At 39.4% G+C, this 17,343-nt stretch carries 6 protein-coding genes and 1 rRNA gene; 4 read left to right on the top strand and 3 right to left on the bottom strand.

All coding sequences use genetic code 11. The features are described from left to right. Window positions 1-124 precede the first annotated feature (124 nt). The 3 genes from OLM58_RS12735 to OLM58_RS12725 are packed head-to-tail and all read left to right on the top strand — an operon-like array spanning window position 125 to window position 13,709. Entirely contained in the window at window positions 125-3,622 is a 3,498-nt protein-coding gene (locus OLM58_RS12735; RefSeq protein WP_264529189.1) for a hypothetical protein, read from the top strand. Between the two features lie 6 nt (window positions 3,623-3,628). Beyond that, window positions 3,629-5,161, top strand: coding sequence for a hypothetical protein (locus OLM58_RS12730; protein WP_264529188.1), 1,533 nt, complete (start codon window positions 3,629-3,631; stop codon window positions 5,159-5,161). A gap of 10 nt (window positions 5,162-5,171) precedes the next feature. Next, window positions 5,172-13,709, top strand: a complete 8,538-nt coding sequence (locus OLM58_RS12725; RefSeq protein WP_264529187.1) for a hypothetical protein — start codon at window positions 5,172-5,174, stop codon at window positions 13,707-13,709. 144 nt (window positions 13,710-13,853) lie between these two features. On the opposite strand, the gene OLM58_RS12720 is transcribed toward OLM58_RS12725, so the two are convergent. Together OLM58_RS12720 and OLM58_RS12715 are read right to left on the bottom strand one after the other, a co-directional pair. Beyond that, the gene (locus OLM58_RS12720) at window positions 13,854-14,399 is read right to left on the bottom strand and encodes a YbhB/YbcL family Raf kinase inhibitor-like protein (protein ID WP_264529186.1); all 546 of its coding nucleotides are present in this window, start codon (window positions 14,397-14,399) and stop codon (window positions 13,854-13,856) included. An 87-nt stretch (window positions 14,400-14,486) separates the two neighbouring features. After that, window positions 14,487-15,323 (bottom strand): helix-turn-helix domain-containing protein, encoded by an 837-nt coding sequence (locus tag OLM58_RS12715; protein ID WP_264529185.1) that lies wholly within the window; start codon window positions 15,321-15,323, stop codon window positions 14,487-14,489. 259 nt (window positions 15,324-15,582) lie between these two features. Here OLM58_RS12715 and OLM58_RS12710 point away from each other — a divergent pair, with 259 nt between their 5' ends. Continuing rightward, the gene (locus OLM58_RS12710; RefSeq protein ID WP_264529184.1) at window positions 15,583-16,605 is read left to right on the top strand and encodes a proline-specific peptidase family protein; all 1,023 of its coding nucleotides are present in this window, start codon (window positions 15,583-15,585) and stop codon (window positions 16,603-16,605) included. Between the two features lie 490 nt (window positions 16,606-17,095). On the opposite strand, the gene rrf is transcribed toward OLM58_RS12710, so the two are convergent. Continuing rightward, window positions 17,096-17,205 (bottom strand): 5S ribosomal RNA (gene rrf / locus OLM58_RS12705). Window positions 17,206-17,343 lie beyond the last annotated feature (138 nt).

Genomic DNA, 17,343 nt, shown 5'->3' with positions numbered 1-17,343 from the left:
TTTGAGTTGTGAAATGGAACTATAAACAGAAATCGCAGTTTTCAGTCGCAGTCTCACTTGAAACCTGAAACTTGAAACTTGAAATTAAAAAACTTTCAACCTTTGACCTTTAGACAAAAAAGATATGGCAACCTTACAATTCACAAATACTTCGTCAGGCAATTCTTCCTTGTATCTGGCAGCAAAAGATAACAGTTGGTGTGCCTATTTACTGGCAAATGGAGTTACAGGACCTGCAAGTGGTTCAATAGGTCTGGATGAACTTTCCGGTTACAACGGTTACTTTTTATTTTCTTTAAATGCCCCCACCATTGACATCAATACGTTTGTAAATAATGTATATTCATTTCTTGGTCCGCTGCAAACTTATCAGTCAGCATCGGTTGTTTGGTTTGAAAATCCCAATACAGCACTGACTGCAAGCAATACTACCCAACTAATTTTAACAGGAGGCACCAATGGGATCTATTCTGTTCTAACAGGGTTTAACTACAGTTTCGGGAATGATTTTGCAACGCTTTTTATAAGCAATAACAATGTCTTACTAACACTCGATACTACCAATAACACGATGACAATATCCGGTCAGCAAGGATCGGCCAACTATAGTTTCAGACCCAATAATATTGCTTCTTCAAGTCAGATTCAAAGTACCATCGAAATACCTCTTACCGGTGTCGGCCAAGGTCACATCAGGTTTGTACTTGGTTTTGATGCCGCTTCAGACTTTATCGGTTTTAATGTAAGCAATCAATATAGTTTTAATAATAATGCAAACAGCGGCGTATTAACAAGGGTTACTTTCGCCTTGATCGAAGCTGGAAGTCTGAACGATTTGATCACCATGCAGAGTAGTATTTTCCCTTGTGATTTACTGAATAAGTCCGGTGTAAATACTTATTTTGCTTATTTGGGATTAACTTACAATACCTTTACTCAACAAAGCAGACTTTCAACGCTTTCTTCTTATTATCTGACTAATTTTGGATATCCGCTCATTTTAATTCCCTATACGAATTTCACAAACAATGGCGTTTCCCTAAATTACCCAACACAAAACAGTTCGATGCTGGTTTTTAGCGAGCAGACTCCGAACGACCCGAATGCCGTTTGGTACATGACGCCTCAAGGCGCATCATCTCTAACACTTGACATTTCGTATCAAAGCAATGTAGACGCTAACAATCAGGTACAATTGATGTGCGGACTGGGTTCTACAGAAACCATCAGTTTTACGCCTCAGTTTATCGATGTCAACAATACCATTACCGGAGCGGGAGACTGGCTCTACTACCAGACCAATCAGAATGCATTTGCGCCACAGTTCCCTATTCAGGCTACTCAAAATGTTGTAGGCAGTAATACCACTCAGGAATGGCTGGCGAACAGCTATATTACAGCATGGAATGGTGTAGTTTTGGCCAATTCTGAACAAACACCGGTCGTTTACCATGCCCAGCCTCAAGGGTCTCCTCTATTCTCTCCTGATAAAGATGCACAATCTCCATTGTTCAGTCACCTGACAACCGGATCAGGCGTCTTATCTGCTGCTAAAGAAACTATATTTTTTCCTTTAGTACCCTACGGAGCTGTAACGGCTACTCCATCTAAAAATGTTGATTTCTCCTTGTTCGAAAAACAAATACTTAACCCAACAAGAAAAGCAATTATCGCCAATGTAGTAAGTACTGAAAATCTTCCACCTACTGCCAGCCGATTATTGAATGCCAGAGCAAGCGTAAACGATAACGAAAGTGGGATATCCTCGACCAGTCCGCAAGGATTTTATGTAAATGTAAATCCTAACGATGGCAAATGGAATACGTTACAATTGGCCAGCAATCAATTTTTGACATCAAACGGCACTCTTTCTAAAATATTTAACTTACAATTTACACCGCCAAGTTCAACATTACAAACCGCCTTACAGTCCAATCAGCTGTTTTTGGTGATTTCATACAATCAAAAACTGAGCGACGGAACTTATGTCCTGGATAATTTCAGCAATGAAATGGAGATTACAGAATGGCCTTTTGTATTGAATGTCCCGAAAGACCCCATGAATGGCAAATACAAAAATGTCATCATCTTTAAATTCTGTACCGGAAAACTAACCGATAAAGTAAAAAATATTCAGGGCTGGAATTCTCCGGATACTTTTAATGATACCAGCAGTAATGGGCTGCCTAACCTGAGTATGTGGTTAGAACAATACATCCAAAGTGGAATGGACAAGTATACGGTGCAGCACGATAATGATTATCTAAATTTTTACAACATTGCGACCAATCCTAACTGGCAGGGAATTATCTCATTGGGAGTTGATATCAGTGTACAGGATTTCCCAAAAGAACTACAAGGGCTCCTTGCCGGTATCGATTTAGATAATTTTTATGCGCATCATTTTGGGGTTGACATCAGTATTGTTAACAATGACAAAGGTAACGTCTCTATGCAGCCTACCAGTTCGATGTTTGCCTTAATCGATTACGAAGATCCTACTTTTGAAGGTATGGGCTCAGATCCTGTGACTTACAAAAATACGGCTCCAATCAACGGTACGGTAGATTATGATTTTGTGGTACTGCAATTAAAAATTGTATTTACCAACAGCAAAATATACAACTACAACAGTTATCTGGCACTAACGGTTAACAAACTCTTTGGAGAAACCATTGATGCCACCAACCGTGCCAATTTAATTGTACTCACAGGCACTTACGAAAACAATAATGGAGTTCCGTCGTATGCTTTTACCAATACCTCCGATAATGTTCTGAATCCTGTAAATACCAATATCATAACGGATATTGAGTTTATAAAAACTGCTTTTATTACAGTTGTATCTCAAAACGATGTGACGAGTGATACGGTTAATGCTAAATTCTCTTTCTGGGGTTTTATCAATTACAATGATCTGGAAGGTTTTGATTTATTCTCTTTCGGAACGGAACCCGAGAGTACCACAAACAATTTCAGAGGATTGTCTTATTCTAATATGTATGTTGACCTTACCTTTCAGTTAGAAACTCCAACGACCAAAACTTTTGTATTTGATATCAGTCAGATGTCATTTGATGTGGGGCAAAGTACTCCACGAAAAGACAGTTTATATTCTCATTTTCCTTTACAATTGTCAGGTATAACCAATGGAGATGCCACCAATAGTCCAACTTCTCAGGGCTATCTGAATGTAGCCATTCCCTCTTTGCAGCAACAGCAAAGTGTAAGCGGTCAATGGTATGCATTGGTATTTAACCTTAACATGGGAACACTGGGATCACTGGCAAGCTCTGCCGGATTTACCTCAACCTTTATGATGGCCTGGTGTGTAGGTGCAAAAGGTGCCTGGGCAGGAGTAAAATTACCGGGAGTTAATCCGCAGGCTCCTTCTTTTAGTCTGCAGGGTGTATTAAAGTTAAATATTGGCTCCATTATGCTGCAAAAAGCAACCGGTACAGAGACTACTGCTTATCTGATGAAGATTAATAATATTGCTTTAGAGGTATTCAGTTTATCTTTTCCACCGGGAGGAAATATATGTTTTATGCTATTTGGCAACCCAGCCGCCAATGCAAAACCTGAGAGTTTAGGCTGGTACGGATCATACGTAAAAAGTTAAATAAATATGGTACTCAATCTTAATGAACTAATAAAATCTGTCAGCGACGAAAACGATCAACGTTTTCCTTTAGCCAAAGCAGAGGTACAACTCTATCTGCAAACATTGAATACAGTAAAGATTTTTATTGCTACCAGTCGAAACTTCGGGCATCAGTCTTCATCGATTAATATATTGTTTAACATGATAAGATTAGGCTGTAACGCTAATTTTATAATAGTTTATCAGGATCAGGATGCTCTTAATAAACTAAAAGTCCTCTTGCCTATTGATCCTGCTAACCCCCAGCCGCTTACTTTTAGAAATTCAACCGATACCGGGGATATACTTGTAACTTTTCTGTCTTTTACCAAACCACAGGCAGATTGTGATTTGGCTTTAACCGGGGGGTACGATAATGGTGTCGTGACATTATCGGGGCTAAATGCAAAATATATTATAGAATTACAACCTTACGATTGGAAACTGGGTCAAAATGCCATTTATGTTAACTCTAATGGAGCTACTGTAGATTTAGATGTAGAAATTAATAATTTTAATAAACAAGCTTTCTATATTGAGAACCCAACCAGAAACGATGCCTTTTGGGCGCAATTCCCGGCAGCATTACCTTCATGGAATACTACAGTAAATCTAACCACAACTTTATTGAACTTATACGGAACGGACAAAAAATTTTTACTGGCCCCAATGTACGGAATCAATACAGGATCAATAGACCCCATACTTGCTCTTTTTAATATGTGTTGTGGAATCTCTTATCAACAAAGTGGAGGGGACGCAAGAAAGGCTGTAATTGTTAGCTTCTCGCCAGTAAGTCAGCCGGGACAAGACAACAATGTTAATTTAACTACTTTAAAAGGGTTAATTGATACTGGTAAATATCCTGGCAAAGGTGGTTTTTATGATGCAACAACCAATTGTTTGAACTATCTTACTTCTTCGCAATTAGCAACAAGAGTACAATATTACAGCGGTACAAATCCACAAGAGTTGAGTGATTTAATAAACGGATTAAAGGACAAACAGATACTAGTGGTTCAAATTGGTCCCGTACCGGCTCCTATATTCAATTATACCTATTATATGGCCAATTTGCCCTTTGTTTTTGAAGGGCAAAACACGGCTACACTGGCGATGAACTTTGGCAGAGCCTACCTGCAATTAACAACACCGGGAGCATATTTTAATAAAATTCTATTTCCAAACGTGCCTGTCGGCAATGGTTCCAGTAATAACCTAAATGGAGAGATTGCCACTATGATATCTTCTAAACTAAGCACCTTTCCCTCACGTTGGACAGTCGATACAAAAACGAAACTTACTGCCCAAGATAGTTTAGAAGCCAGACCTCAAAGAATCAATCAATTAAGCCCTGCTTATGTTCTTGGTAAGTATGCCTACGATACTTTAATACCTAATCCTGATAATAAACAAACTAAGTACTTTAAAAAAATAGAAAAATATTTTCATGATGAAAAATATGACAAATTATTAGATGCCCTGATATACCTGAACAGTAACATTATTAATCCTTAACAGCAGACCAATGACACTTGATGAACTATATACAGAACTGGTAAATGCCAATTCATCCGGACACTTAAACCTGGTACCGGGAGTCCTTTCCAGTGGTCCAATTGCTGATTTTTATTTAAAACTTACTGCCAATCAGCCTTTCATAATCAATAATGGTACTGTTGAAAAATCAGCTGATGGAAAAACCGTTTCTATCAAAAATGGAACAGCATCAATATTAGGTATTGTTAACTTTCCGGTTGAAATGGATTTTACCGAACCTAATAATTTTTTAATATCTGTATTAAATGGATTATTGATCGACGGAACATGGGATATTGCGGGAGTAAGCTGGTTTTCCATTGGTAAACCTTTTATACTGGTAAATGCTGCTAACGATCAAACACCAGTAACCGGAAGTATGGGGGGGGAAATTAATATTGGTATTCCTTTAAAACTGGCAATGGATTTACCTATCACTCTTAACGAATGGGTACTTAACGCTGATTTTGAAACGGATTATCCTAGTATATCCTATTTTTCACAACTGATAGGCGGTATCAATATTTCGAGTGTACTACCCGCTCCGTTAAATGCTTTTACAGATATCGGAATTAGTCAGATCAGCATGGTGTATGATGCTGGTGAGAGTATTATCTCTTCTATAGGATTAACCGCAAAAACCAATGAACCCTGGTTATTATTGAGCAATCTGACTTTAAATAATCTCGAAATAGGGCTCTCTGTTTCCTATCCCGGAGACTCCTCATTGCGCGATACTAATGTGCAGATCGATGGTTATTTTAATATTGGTGAAAAAGATCCGACAACAGGTGACTATCCTAATACCATAAAAGCATCAGCCTACTACGCTCCTTTTGCAATGGGCGTACAATTAATAGAAGGGACCATTCAATTGGGAGATTTACTTACCATGTTTCTCCCTAGTGTACAGATTGATTTGAAATCGGAAATTACAGCATTTCAAATGGATATTGAGCCAACCTCAAAAGAATATTTATTAAGTTGTGATATTGTTGCTGATTGGACTTTCTTTAGCATACAAAGTCCTGACCTAAGTTTTACCATGACCGGCTTAGGTTTTGAAATAAGCAGTTTACAGGGAACCGCAACAGGTCAGATTAACGGAACCTTTCATATAGGTCCTTCCACTCCCGATTCAGGAGTTGACTTAAACATATATGCCAACTATGATGCAGAAGCCTGGACTTTTGGTGCCAGTACCGGAACCGATCAGGTAATTTCTTTAAGTGATATTGCGGTTACTTTTCTGCAGGCCTTTGGTATGGGTTACGATACCATTCCGAGTTGGGTAAAAGACAATTTGCCGAGCATCAGCAATGTGAGTTTTAAAGATGTTCTGCCTAATGATAAAGCAAAATCTTCGATCTACAACATAAAAGGTGATGTCGCCTGGCATTTACAATACAGCTCTTTCAATCTGGATTTGAGCGCCAATGTTGACATTACTTACACCGATGGAAAAACATCGGGAACCATTACCGGTACAGCCGATGCCCGACAAATGCTCGGACTGACCTTTATAGTCGGATACAAATTTGGTACACCCGACACCGAAGTATATTTAAAAATTCCGGAATTTTCCAGTACCATTACTTACACCAGTAATATCAATTACGATATTATCGATATTAGATTTGATAAAATATCACTGGGTGAAATTATCACAACACTGGTTGGAACTTTTAGCCCCGGTTTCAGTTTATCGGCTCCATGGAATTTACTGGATAGTATCGATCTTTCCGGTTTCGAGTTTAAATACACCCGTTACAAAGATTCAGCTAAAAGTACAATTGTAGCCAGTATTCCGATAAAGGTAGATTTAGGTTTCATTAATATAAAAGCACTCAAAATCACCAAAGATGAATCGATTGCCAATAGTGGCGTTTATATCTATATTGACGGTACTTTCTTAGGATTGCCTATCGAAAGTGATTCTCCATTACAAAAAGACGGTAAAGGAAGCGATGCCACTAAAATGCCTGCTGTACCGGGAATGGGAAGCGAGTTTTTCGACCTGAAACTACTCGCTATGGGACAGCATGTTACGATGTACGACGTTCCAAGTCTGGACTCCGTAGATGCCGCCATCACAGCATTATCTACCGCATTTACCAGCTCGTCCGATGAAAGTTCCACTGCGATACCCGTACCGGCAGCAACCTCCACCACCAAGCCGGGAACACTTGTTTTTGATCAGGACAGCAACTGGTTAATCGGAACTGACTTTACGGTGGCTAAATTTTATCGTATCGCAGCTGTATTCAACGACCCTAATATGTATGGATTGTTGGTTGGAGTAAGTAAGGAAGCAGGTGCATTCAAGAACCTTCAATTTGAAATTTTATATAAAAAAATAAACGACTCTATCGGAATGTATCAGATTGATCTGCAATTGCCGGATCAGTTCAGACATTTAGAATTTGGAGCCGTTTCAATTACCCTTCCGATTATTGGTGTAAAAATATACACCAATGGAAACTTCTTTCTGGATTTTGGATTCCCGGCCAGCATTACTGATTTCTCCCGTTCCTTCTCGGTACAGGTATTTCCGTTTGTAGGTTTCGGAGGATTCTATTTCGGCTACCTAAGCGGAGCCACGTCCAGTAGTGTTCCGACTACCACTTGTGGTGTGTTTAATCCGGTGATCGAATTTGGTTTAGGCCTTTCCTTAGGAGTAGGTAAAACTGTCGATCAGGGTATTTTAAAAGCAGGACTTTCCCTGACTGCTGTGGGGATCTTTCAGGGAGTTCTCGGCTTTTTCAGCGCCAATACTTCTCTGAGTACGCACGATGAAACGTACTTTAAAATTCAGGGAACTTTTGGTTTAACCGGACACATTTACGGCGAGATCAATTTTGCGATTATCTCGGCCCGACTTGATATTATGGCCTATGCCTATATCACCATGATCATCGAAAGTTACAAACCAATACCGATTACTTTTGAAGCCGGTGTTTCGGTAAAACTAACTGTAAAAATCAACTTAGGATTCTTCTCTATTAAAGTATCATTACACTTTAGCGCTACAATCACCGCTTCGTTTATCATTGGCAGCGATACCTCGGCTCTTGCACCATGGAACTATTGTCCGGTAAAAGGATCGGGACAACGAGCAGCATTGGATATGACCAGCAGCAATCTAAGTATGATGAGCCTTAACGCCGCACCGGTATATTTAAAATGGCAGCCAATACAGCCTGCTACAAAAGTACCTTTGGATTTACTGTTCTTCCCACAATTAACCGTATCATCAGCAGGACCGCAATATGCCTCGATGTTGTATATCAACACAGATCCTAACGATAACAGTCTTGCGGCTCTAACCGAAGGAGTGCTCTATTGGGCTATTAATGCCTTAATTGGAAATACAAGCGAAAATACCGGTCTGAACTGGCTGAAAGAGCAAGCCCTGACTGCCGATCAAATCAGTACACTGCTTTGCTACTTCAATACAAGACCTAATCATGTAGCGCCATTCAACTATAGCAATACGTCGAACAATGATATCAGAACCTTTTTCAGTACTTACTTCCAGTTAAACATTCGTGCCGTTGATGCTTCGCAAAACGGAAGTATGGACGCAGCTGTTTTCCCTGTAGTTCCTGAATTGATTTTAAACACTGATCTCAATGGTACTGCGGGAACCCCGATTAATTTTGCGACCCAGAGCATGACGGGAACTCAAAATTATATTAGCGACATCACCGTATTACTTGCCTCATCTGCAGTAGAGTATCAATCCAGCATTACAGCAGAATATTACGATTCTACTGATTGCAGCAATGTAAGTGATCCAACGTATGAAGATCAGCCAAACTTATCGTTCCCTACATTTATGTTTACCGATTTTGTAGCGTTACTGGCTAAACAAGCGCTACAGGCGGCGGCAGATTATCTGGACAAGCAGGAAACACTTTCCGCCAAAGTAAGCGATGTGGTTTCTAATGCAGTTACAGACAGCGTACAGGGAATTGGCGGTATGGCATCGCGTTTTATGCTTCATGGTCTGAGATTGCCGCAGCCACCGGATGCATCCAAAGGAACAACACAACCATTATATGTTTTAACAGGTCAGCAGATTGCAATTCCTTCGACTTTAAAAGCAGGTGATAAATATTCTGTACTGTTACAAAATCCTAATGCAAACTGGATTACGATGGTATCAGGTACCAATAATACTTTAACCATAACGATTGACGACAGTGAAATTCAGCACATACATGATGTGGCATCGATTAGCTTATCACCAACTCTTACTTATGGTCCAACCGCGCTTATCAATTATAATGATACTCCGCAGACCTTCTCATTAGGAGCTCCTGCATTATGGCAATATCCGGGGGATTATTATTCCGGTATTACCAACAAACCGGTCATCTGGAAATTACCGTCTAACTTAACTACCATTTTTACAGAGGAAGGAAACTGGCAGTTTGACGTTAAAACTTTAACCACAACCAGTACAGGGACCACTAAGGCAACGGTAAAAAATTATACCTGGGGTACAGTTGTTAATTTCTCTTTACAAAAAATAACAGCAGTCGACGGTCAGGTTACTCCTCTGTCAAACAACATGTACAATCTGGTAGGTGCCGACGATGCAGGAACTGTTTATTTAGAGGAATTACTGACCTACCTGAACACACATGGTGACAGCGACGGAACCAAAACCATACAGCAAATTCAGATTCTGTATCAGCCTGATCCGACTCAAAACTCAGAAGGAGGTTATATTTCAGATGCCAACGGAGGCTATAAAACCGCCATTGTACAAGCCAATTTGTCTACAGAAACGAATCCTGTAGAAGGAATGCTGGCAAGAAGTTTTGTCCTTGAAACTCCCGAACGAGATTACAATACCCTAAACAATGCAGGAGATTTTATTAAATTATTGTGGGAGTGCAGTATTGTTCGCAGTGGTGGTTTCTACTTCTATTACAACAACAGCGAGAATAAAGGCTTGCCGGATACACTATTTGCAGGTACCGGAATGGCAAATATCGCATTAGTCATAACTTATGACAATTTGATCTTAAGTCCGTTTGTAAACAGCGTTGTGATTGGCGATACAATTGACACTACAAATACCTCTGTTTATGTACAGTCTCCGGACACCGCTCCTGTGGCTCAGCAATATACTACACGTGTTGCTACTTTATTACCGGGAACAGTTGGTTACGAAGTTTCCCGCAAAAATCCGGGAGATTATATCCCTACGCAGCCTGTACCAACATTAGCCGAAGATCAAATATACCTGCAGACTCAGTTCAACCTTATCGGATTAACGGTACCGGCCATTCCGGCTTATATCAACCCGACACCGGCAGGACCAGTAGATTCTATGGACGACGAGGCTATTCAAAATACCAAAAACGGAAACGCTTCGGCCAATGATGATGTTGAAGACTGGAACTACAGCGCCGTTGTACCATATTACAAATATGTACAACAGCAGGGCACTGATCCTAAATACCCAAACCCATATGCCGGTATTGGAACTACAGTACAAATGGTAATGAACTGGCAGGACATGTTCGGAAATATCCCTCCAAGCGGTACAACTCCGCTGAATGCGTCTATGCAGCTGCTATATTCTGATGCCATTATTGCGCTCAGTCAATGGCCATCGGTATCGGTATCGTATTTATTCAGTCCGGTAAGCGGTAAACCCAACATCAGTCTAAACTTTAATTTTAATACTGTTCGCTATGTGGGTGACGGAGCTCAGAATAATGCTCAGATCGATATTATTACGTTTATGAATCTCTATTATCAGCTTAGCAGCAGTGATATGGTTATTCATTACACCACGACCGTAGAAGATCAGTCCAATGCACAAGGGGTAATTACTCCAACAGACCATAGTATTGCCAATATCGACTTACTGACCAATTTTATCAATCCTATCATCGTATATTTAAATGCAATCATTGCAGGACAGCAGCCTGCAGCGATTCAAACCTATACCATAAATGCAGTAGTAAACACTGCTAATATTACGACTTTGGCCGAAATTTCATTGGTTGCTACAAGTTTAACCATGAAACGTATCGCAAACTTAGATCCTAATTTTGCCAATGTTGCGGGAGTCGCTTCATCCAATACAGTTATACAGCCTCTATCAGAAAACGGTGTGAACGGTATGCTGGCACTGACCTATTTTGCAGAACAATTTGAAGCTGCTTTTATCAATCAGCCTAACACGGGCATCGTACTTAAAGCTGCGACCGGAGCCAATCTCACCAAAGGCAATAGTGATACCACCGCAAATGCACCGCTCTGGATGGTTCGTTTTGACAGCACCGGAGCAAATGGTCTTAAATTCGGATTCAATAATCAGCAGGTATACTATTTCGCTCCGATTCCGTTGGCAACCAGCTTACAATCGTTCTCTGCTAAAATAAACACCTATCAGCAAGGTAAACCTTATCCGACTGATAGTGGTGTAACTAAAAATTACACCAGTATTGATATGGACAGTTGGGGCTTGCAGTTTTTACAAGCCGTTGATAAATTCCTAAGCCCTACCTATTCAGTTCCTGCATTTTTACTGACCGCAGATGAAGTATTTTCTGGAGATCCGGATTACCTGCAATTGATATTGGATGCCAAGCAAAAACTGGCCGAAGCGATTGAAGGAACCATCGACTTTATTATTGAACCTAATGCCGGAAAAGGCCCTTCGAATATTGGTAATGCACAGGAAAAATGGAAACAGCAAATTCTCATTCAGTTGGCGAATGCTTATCGTTATATCGCTTCTGTACAGACCACGGCGAGTATAAGTTCGGCTTATAAAGGCACTGAATATGCAAATTCCAACAATGTACCTCCGCAGCAGCCTTATGTTCCGAATTTATATGGAAAAATGTTAGGTATTGATCCGGTTGCTGACGGTTCCGATACCATTCTGAAATCGACCGAGTACTCTTTATCTACCGCAAAAGTTCCAACGGCTAATGGCAATTCCTGGTTAACTTATATGTTTGAAGCCAAAGATGCTGCCGACAGCCGTAGCTTCTCTTTTGGCGATATGGAATACAAAGTGAGCCATCTGGAATTTGACATTACACAAGTACCTGATTTAGCAGATTATCTTGCTTCTTCATGGCTTACCTTTATTGTACCTCTGGATGCCGAAATAGATCATAAAGAGAGCCCACTTGCTGGCATGAGTGATGTTGGTAAAACCACCATACCGGTACCGTTGCGCGCCTATCCGACACCACCGTCGATATCGGCACAGAACTTTGATTATCCGGTAAATGATACCAGCCAGCAGCAGCCAATTACCATACAGGAGGCCCGTATATGGGAGTATTACTATACGTACCAAAATCCTTCTGCAGCTCAGGATACTGTTGTAACCGAAATCCAATTTAACGTTACCGACGAAAATCAAAGTTACAACGCCAATGCCAATACCCCTAATTTAGGGCTTTATCAGGCTTTTGCTCAATTCATCGATTCCTATCCGCTAATCAATGCCGATTTCGATAATTGCCTTGCCATGCTAACTCCCACAACTCTAAAAGCCGATTCCACTTTGGCTATTAATGCCCGTTATGCCATGCTTGCCTTTATTGATATTGTTAATGAGGTAGCGACACAATGGTCGATAACCAATCAGGTTAATCCGAGAAAGGTAACCTTTAATGCAAGAGCTTTCGATGCCGCGCCGGCTCCGCCATTTACGTTGGCTTATACCATCACCGAAAGTCCGCAAGAGACCACCGAATACTTAATTGTAACTATTGATTCTACTAACCAGCAATCGGCTAATGTGACCATTGATGTTTCTATTACCGGTTATACCAGTGAACTTATTGAGAACAAAACAAATGAGTACTTATACTATTATGTGGACAATGACGGAAATCGCGTCTATCTGCCGTATGAAGACCGAAATAATGATCCATCAAGAACGGTTCTGCTCAATGGTTTAGATATTTTAAGCGCACAAAATGCCTGGAGCAGTGTAGCAGTAATCAGAAACGAAGAACTATTAGAAAATGAGGACGGAACCTGGCAAACCACCAATCCGCTATTTATCTACCAGACCCCACAGGTAATGTTCTACAACAAGCTGATTCCGTTACTAAATGCAAACAGCGCAATAGATATTAATACCATCGGAACAGCAACTTATCCGGTACAGCCAACCCGTACCCTTAACGTTCAGTTATTGGCATTGTTTGATGCATTAACCGAAAATATAAACAGTGCTATTACAGAATTTACCATTAAGATGCAATGTGACTATACCTACATTATTCCGGGAACCACTTTCCCAATAGATGTACCAGTCTTATTGGTGACCCCAACCACACTAACCGTTGCCGATCATGGAAAAGATATAGCCGATATGATCACGGAAGGAATAAACAGCTGGATGCAAACCAATAATCCTCAAACCAATGCAGGAACCTTTGCTTTCATGCTGACGGCTTATTCCGTAACCGATAGTTATGTACCCATATTACAAATTCCATTCACCTTGTTATTAGCAGATATTACCACATAATTAAATCCCTGTCACTTATGCATAAAAGATGAAATATAAACGTCATAACAAAGCTGCCCAAACATCAAAACTGGCTGCAATATCTTAAAGAAAAAAGGGAATCTCATCGTTAGAGATTCCCTTTACTTTTTCTTAAACAGAAAATTACCTTTTATAATAAGCAACAATACTTGCTTTTGCCAAAGTCTGATTCCATAAATTAAACCCTACGATAGCCGGATTAGTATTTTCATCAAGCCCTAATTTATCCGTTTTAAGCGCATAAACAGTAATGATATATTGATGAAATCCATGGCCTTCCGGCGGACAAGGGCCCCCAAATCCTTTTATTCCATAATCTGTAATGCTTTGAACAGCACCTTTTATCGAAAATTTATCTTTAGCGCCCGCATTAGTTACCAGTTCGTTTACATCTGAAGGAATATCAAATACAATCCAATGCCAAAATCCACTTCCCGTTGGTGCATCAGGATCATACATGGTCACAGCGAAACTTTTTGTTCCGGCTGGCGCATTCTTCCAAAGCAACTGAGGAGATTGATTCTCTCCGGTACAGCCAAATCCTTTAAACTCCTGTACTTTAGTAAGCTCACCTCCCAAATCTTTACTGGTTAGTGTAAAAGTCTTCTGTCCGAAAATTGTTGTGGTAAAAATTAAGGACATTATCAAAATTGCATTTACTTTTTTCATTCTTTTATAGTTTAAGATTTTAAACAAATTTAATCTTGAAAATAAAAAGTAAATGAAGACAAAGGCTCAAAAACTATAGCCAAAAGCTCATTTTTTCTGTGCCTGTTTTGGCGTCACTCCATATTTTGACTTATAAGCCTGAGTAAAACTTGATAAGCTTTCGTAACCTGCTTCAAAACAAACTTCTGAAGGACTTCTTCGCTCCTGATGAAGTAAATAATGAGCAAACTCTAATCTTTTATGCTGAAACCATTTAATGGGTGATTCCAAATAGTGCTTTTCAAATTCCCTTTTAAAAGTTGAAACACTCATATTACATAAAAAAGATAACTCTTTTAAGGACAACCTACTAAGATAACTACTTTCAATAATCTGAAAAAACTTCTGTGAAGAATCATCGCTGTTTACTGTTAAAGAATACAAAAACTCTGTACCGTACATCCCCACCAAATAAAGCATTAACTCTTCAAACTTAACTTCCAGCAACTTACTTTTAATCTCAGTCGAAAGTTTTGAAATATCTACCAAACTATCTACAAACCGTTTAAGAAACAAATCATATTCAAAAGCGCGGACAGACTTACATTCTTCAACTTCCCCCTTTCTCCATTCCATTTTTCTAATAAATCGCAACAGGATCTCATTCGAAAAAAATAAAACTACACTTCTATAGTTAGACAAATCCGAAAGCTTTTCTGTCATTAAACAATGTCCCGATTTCATAATAAGAAACTTCGTCGCATCGATCGATACAGCCGAATTATCAAAAACAACTTCCTTTGTCCCTTCTATTAAAAAACTAAATACATTTTGATTCAGAATAATTTGCTGTTTGGAGATCCTCTTCGAACTAGTATAATCATAGACGTTAATCAATCTTGATTGATCAAAATTTAACTCGTCAGGAAGCGTTAGTACATTCATAGTAACAAAAAAAGAATTGAATTTTAATCGCACGGTTAACTAATTCTTTATCATTTGCAGATAGCAAATTTGAATTCTTACGGCAATTATAAACAAGATGTAAATATAAACTTTTTCTACACTTTCATTCCTCTACTGATTTAAGAGTTTTTTAGTAAATTCTCAATCAATCATATACCAATTACTCCTTGAGCCCAATCAAAAATAAATTCGTATTTTTAATCAGAAACGAATGTTCTAAATCACTAATTCTAAAATTATGCGTTATAGTATTGCCATTCTTACCTTTTTACTGCTGATTTCTTGCAAAAACGAATCTAAAACCGATTCATTATCCAACTACTTTACCTACAATAAGGAATCAGATGTAGAATCGGCTGGCGTCAGGATGATACCTATAAAAACCCCAGTTGGAGAATTTAAAGTCTGGACAAAACGTTTTGGAAACAATCCAAAAATAAAAATACTGTTACTTCACGGAGGCCCCGCAATGACGCACGAGTATATGGAATGTTTTGAAACATTCTTTCAGCGCGAAGGATTTGAGTTCTACGAATACGATCAGTTAGGATCATATTATAGCGATCAGCCAAAAGACAGCAGCTTATGGACTACAAAGCGTTTTGTAGAAGAAGTAGAACAAGTACGCAAAGCAATCGGTGCCGATCACAACAATTTTTACGTCCTTGGAAACTCATGGGGTGGAATTTTAGCCATGGAATACGCCCTAAAGTATCAACAAAACATGAAAGGTCTACTCGTATCCAACATGATGGCCAGTGCCCCCGATTACGGAAAATATGCAGCTGAAGTACTTTCAAAACAAATGAAACCGGAAATATTAGCAGAAATCAGAGCCCTTGAAGCCAAAAAAGATTTCAGCAACCCACGATATATGGAATTACTTATTCCTAATTTTTATCAGAAACACTTATGCAGACTAAAAGAATGGCCGGACGGCCTCAATCGTGCCAGCAAACATATCAATGGTGAAATTTATACGCTAATGCAAGGCCCGAGCGAATTTGGTATCAGTGGTCGTTTAGCCAAATGGGATATTAAAAATCGCTTGCATGAAATTACAATTCCAACCTTAATGATTGGCGCAAAATACGATACAATGGACCCAAAAGCTATGGAAGAACAAAGCAAATTAGTCAAAAAAGGACGTTATCTCTACTGCCCAAACGGAAGTCATCTCGCCATGTGGGACGATCAAAAAATCTTCATGAATGGAGTAATTCAGTTTATAAACGATGTCGACAACAAAGTTTTTCAGTAACAAAAACATCAATCTATTAAAAATAACAATTATTATGGCGTTCCCCTTCGGGTCGGGCTGTCCGCTAAATCTTTTGCGATAGAAGTTTCAGGGATTTTTTAAATGAACGGTCATCGCAAAAGGATACCGCTTCCATCCCTAACGCAGCGTGCAATAAAAAGAATATTTAAAGAAAAAAGGACCAATCATCCTTGAGCTATTTTTTAACCGCAAAGTCTGCAAAGGTATACGCAAAGCACGCAAGGAAAAAAGGCTGAAAGCCCGAAAAGCAAAAGCATGGTGCGAAGCACTATGCCACAAAATAAACAGCAAACATCGCCCTGAAAGGGCAAAAGCCACCTACAGCCAATAAAAAATCCGTTCTAATCCGCGTTTTCGCTTAGCCAATCCGTATCATCCGTGTAAATTTTTTTTAAACGCAAAGCACGTAAGGATTTAAAAAACGTTATACAACAAAAAACCCTATCCGATTTGGATAGGGTTCTTAAAAGAAAGGCGACGACATACTCTCCCACATAACTGCAGTACCATCTGCGCAGGCGGGCTTAACTTCTCTGTTCGGGATGGGAAGAGGTGAGCCCCGCCGCAATAACCACCTTAAGGTTTTTAGTCTAAAGTCACAAGTCTTAAAGTTTTAAAGTCTTTCAACTTTATGACTTTAATCTTTCGACTTAAAGACTGCTCGCGTCGAGCTAATATTTTAACATACTGAGATAAAGAAACAAATAAGTTTTTTTG

The organism is Flavobacterium sp. N502540 (assembly GCF_025947365.1).
In the GTDB taxonomy this organism is placed as follows: Bacteria; Bacteroidota; Bacteroidia; order Flavobacteriales; family Flavobacteriaceae; genus Flavobacterium.
Note: the sequence above shows the minus strand (reverse complement) of the source record. Positions and strands in the feature narration are given on the sequence as shown.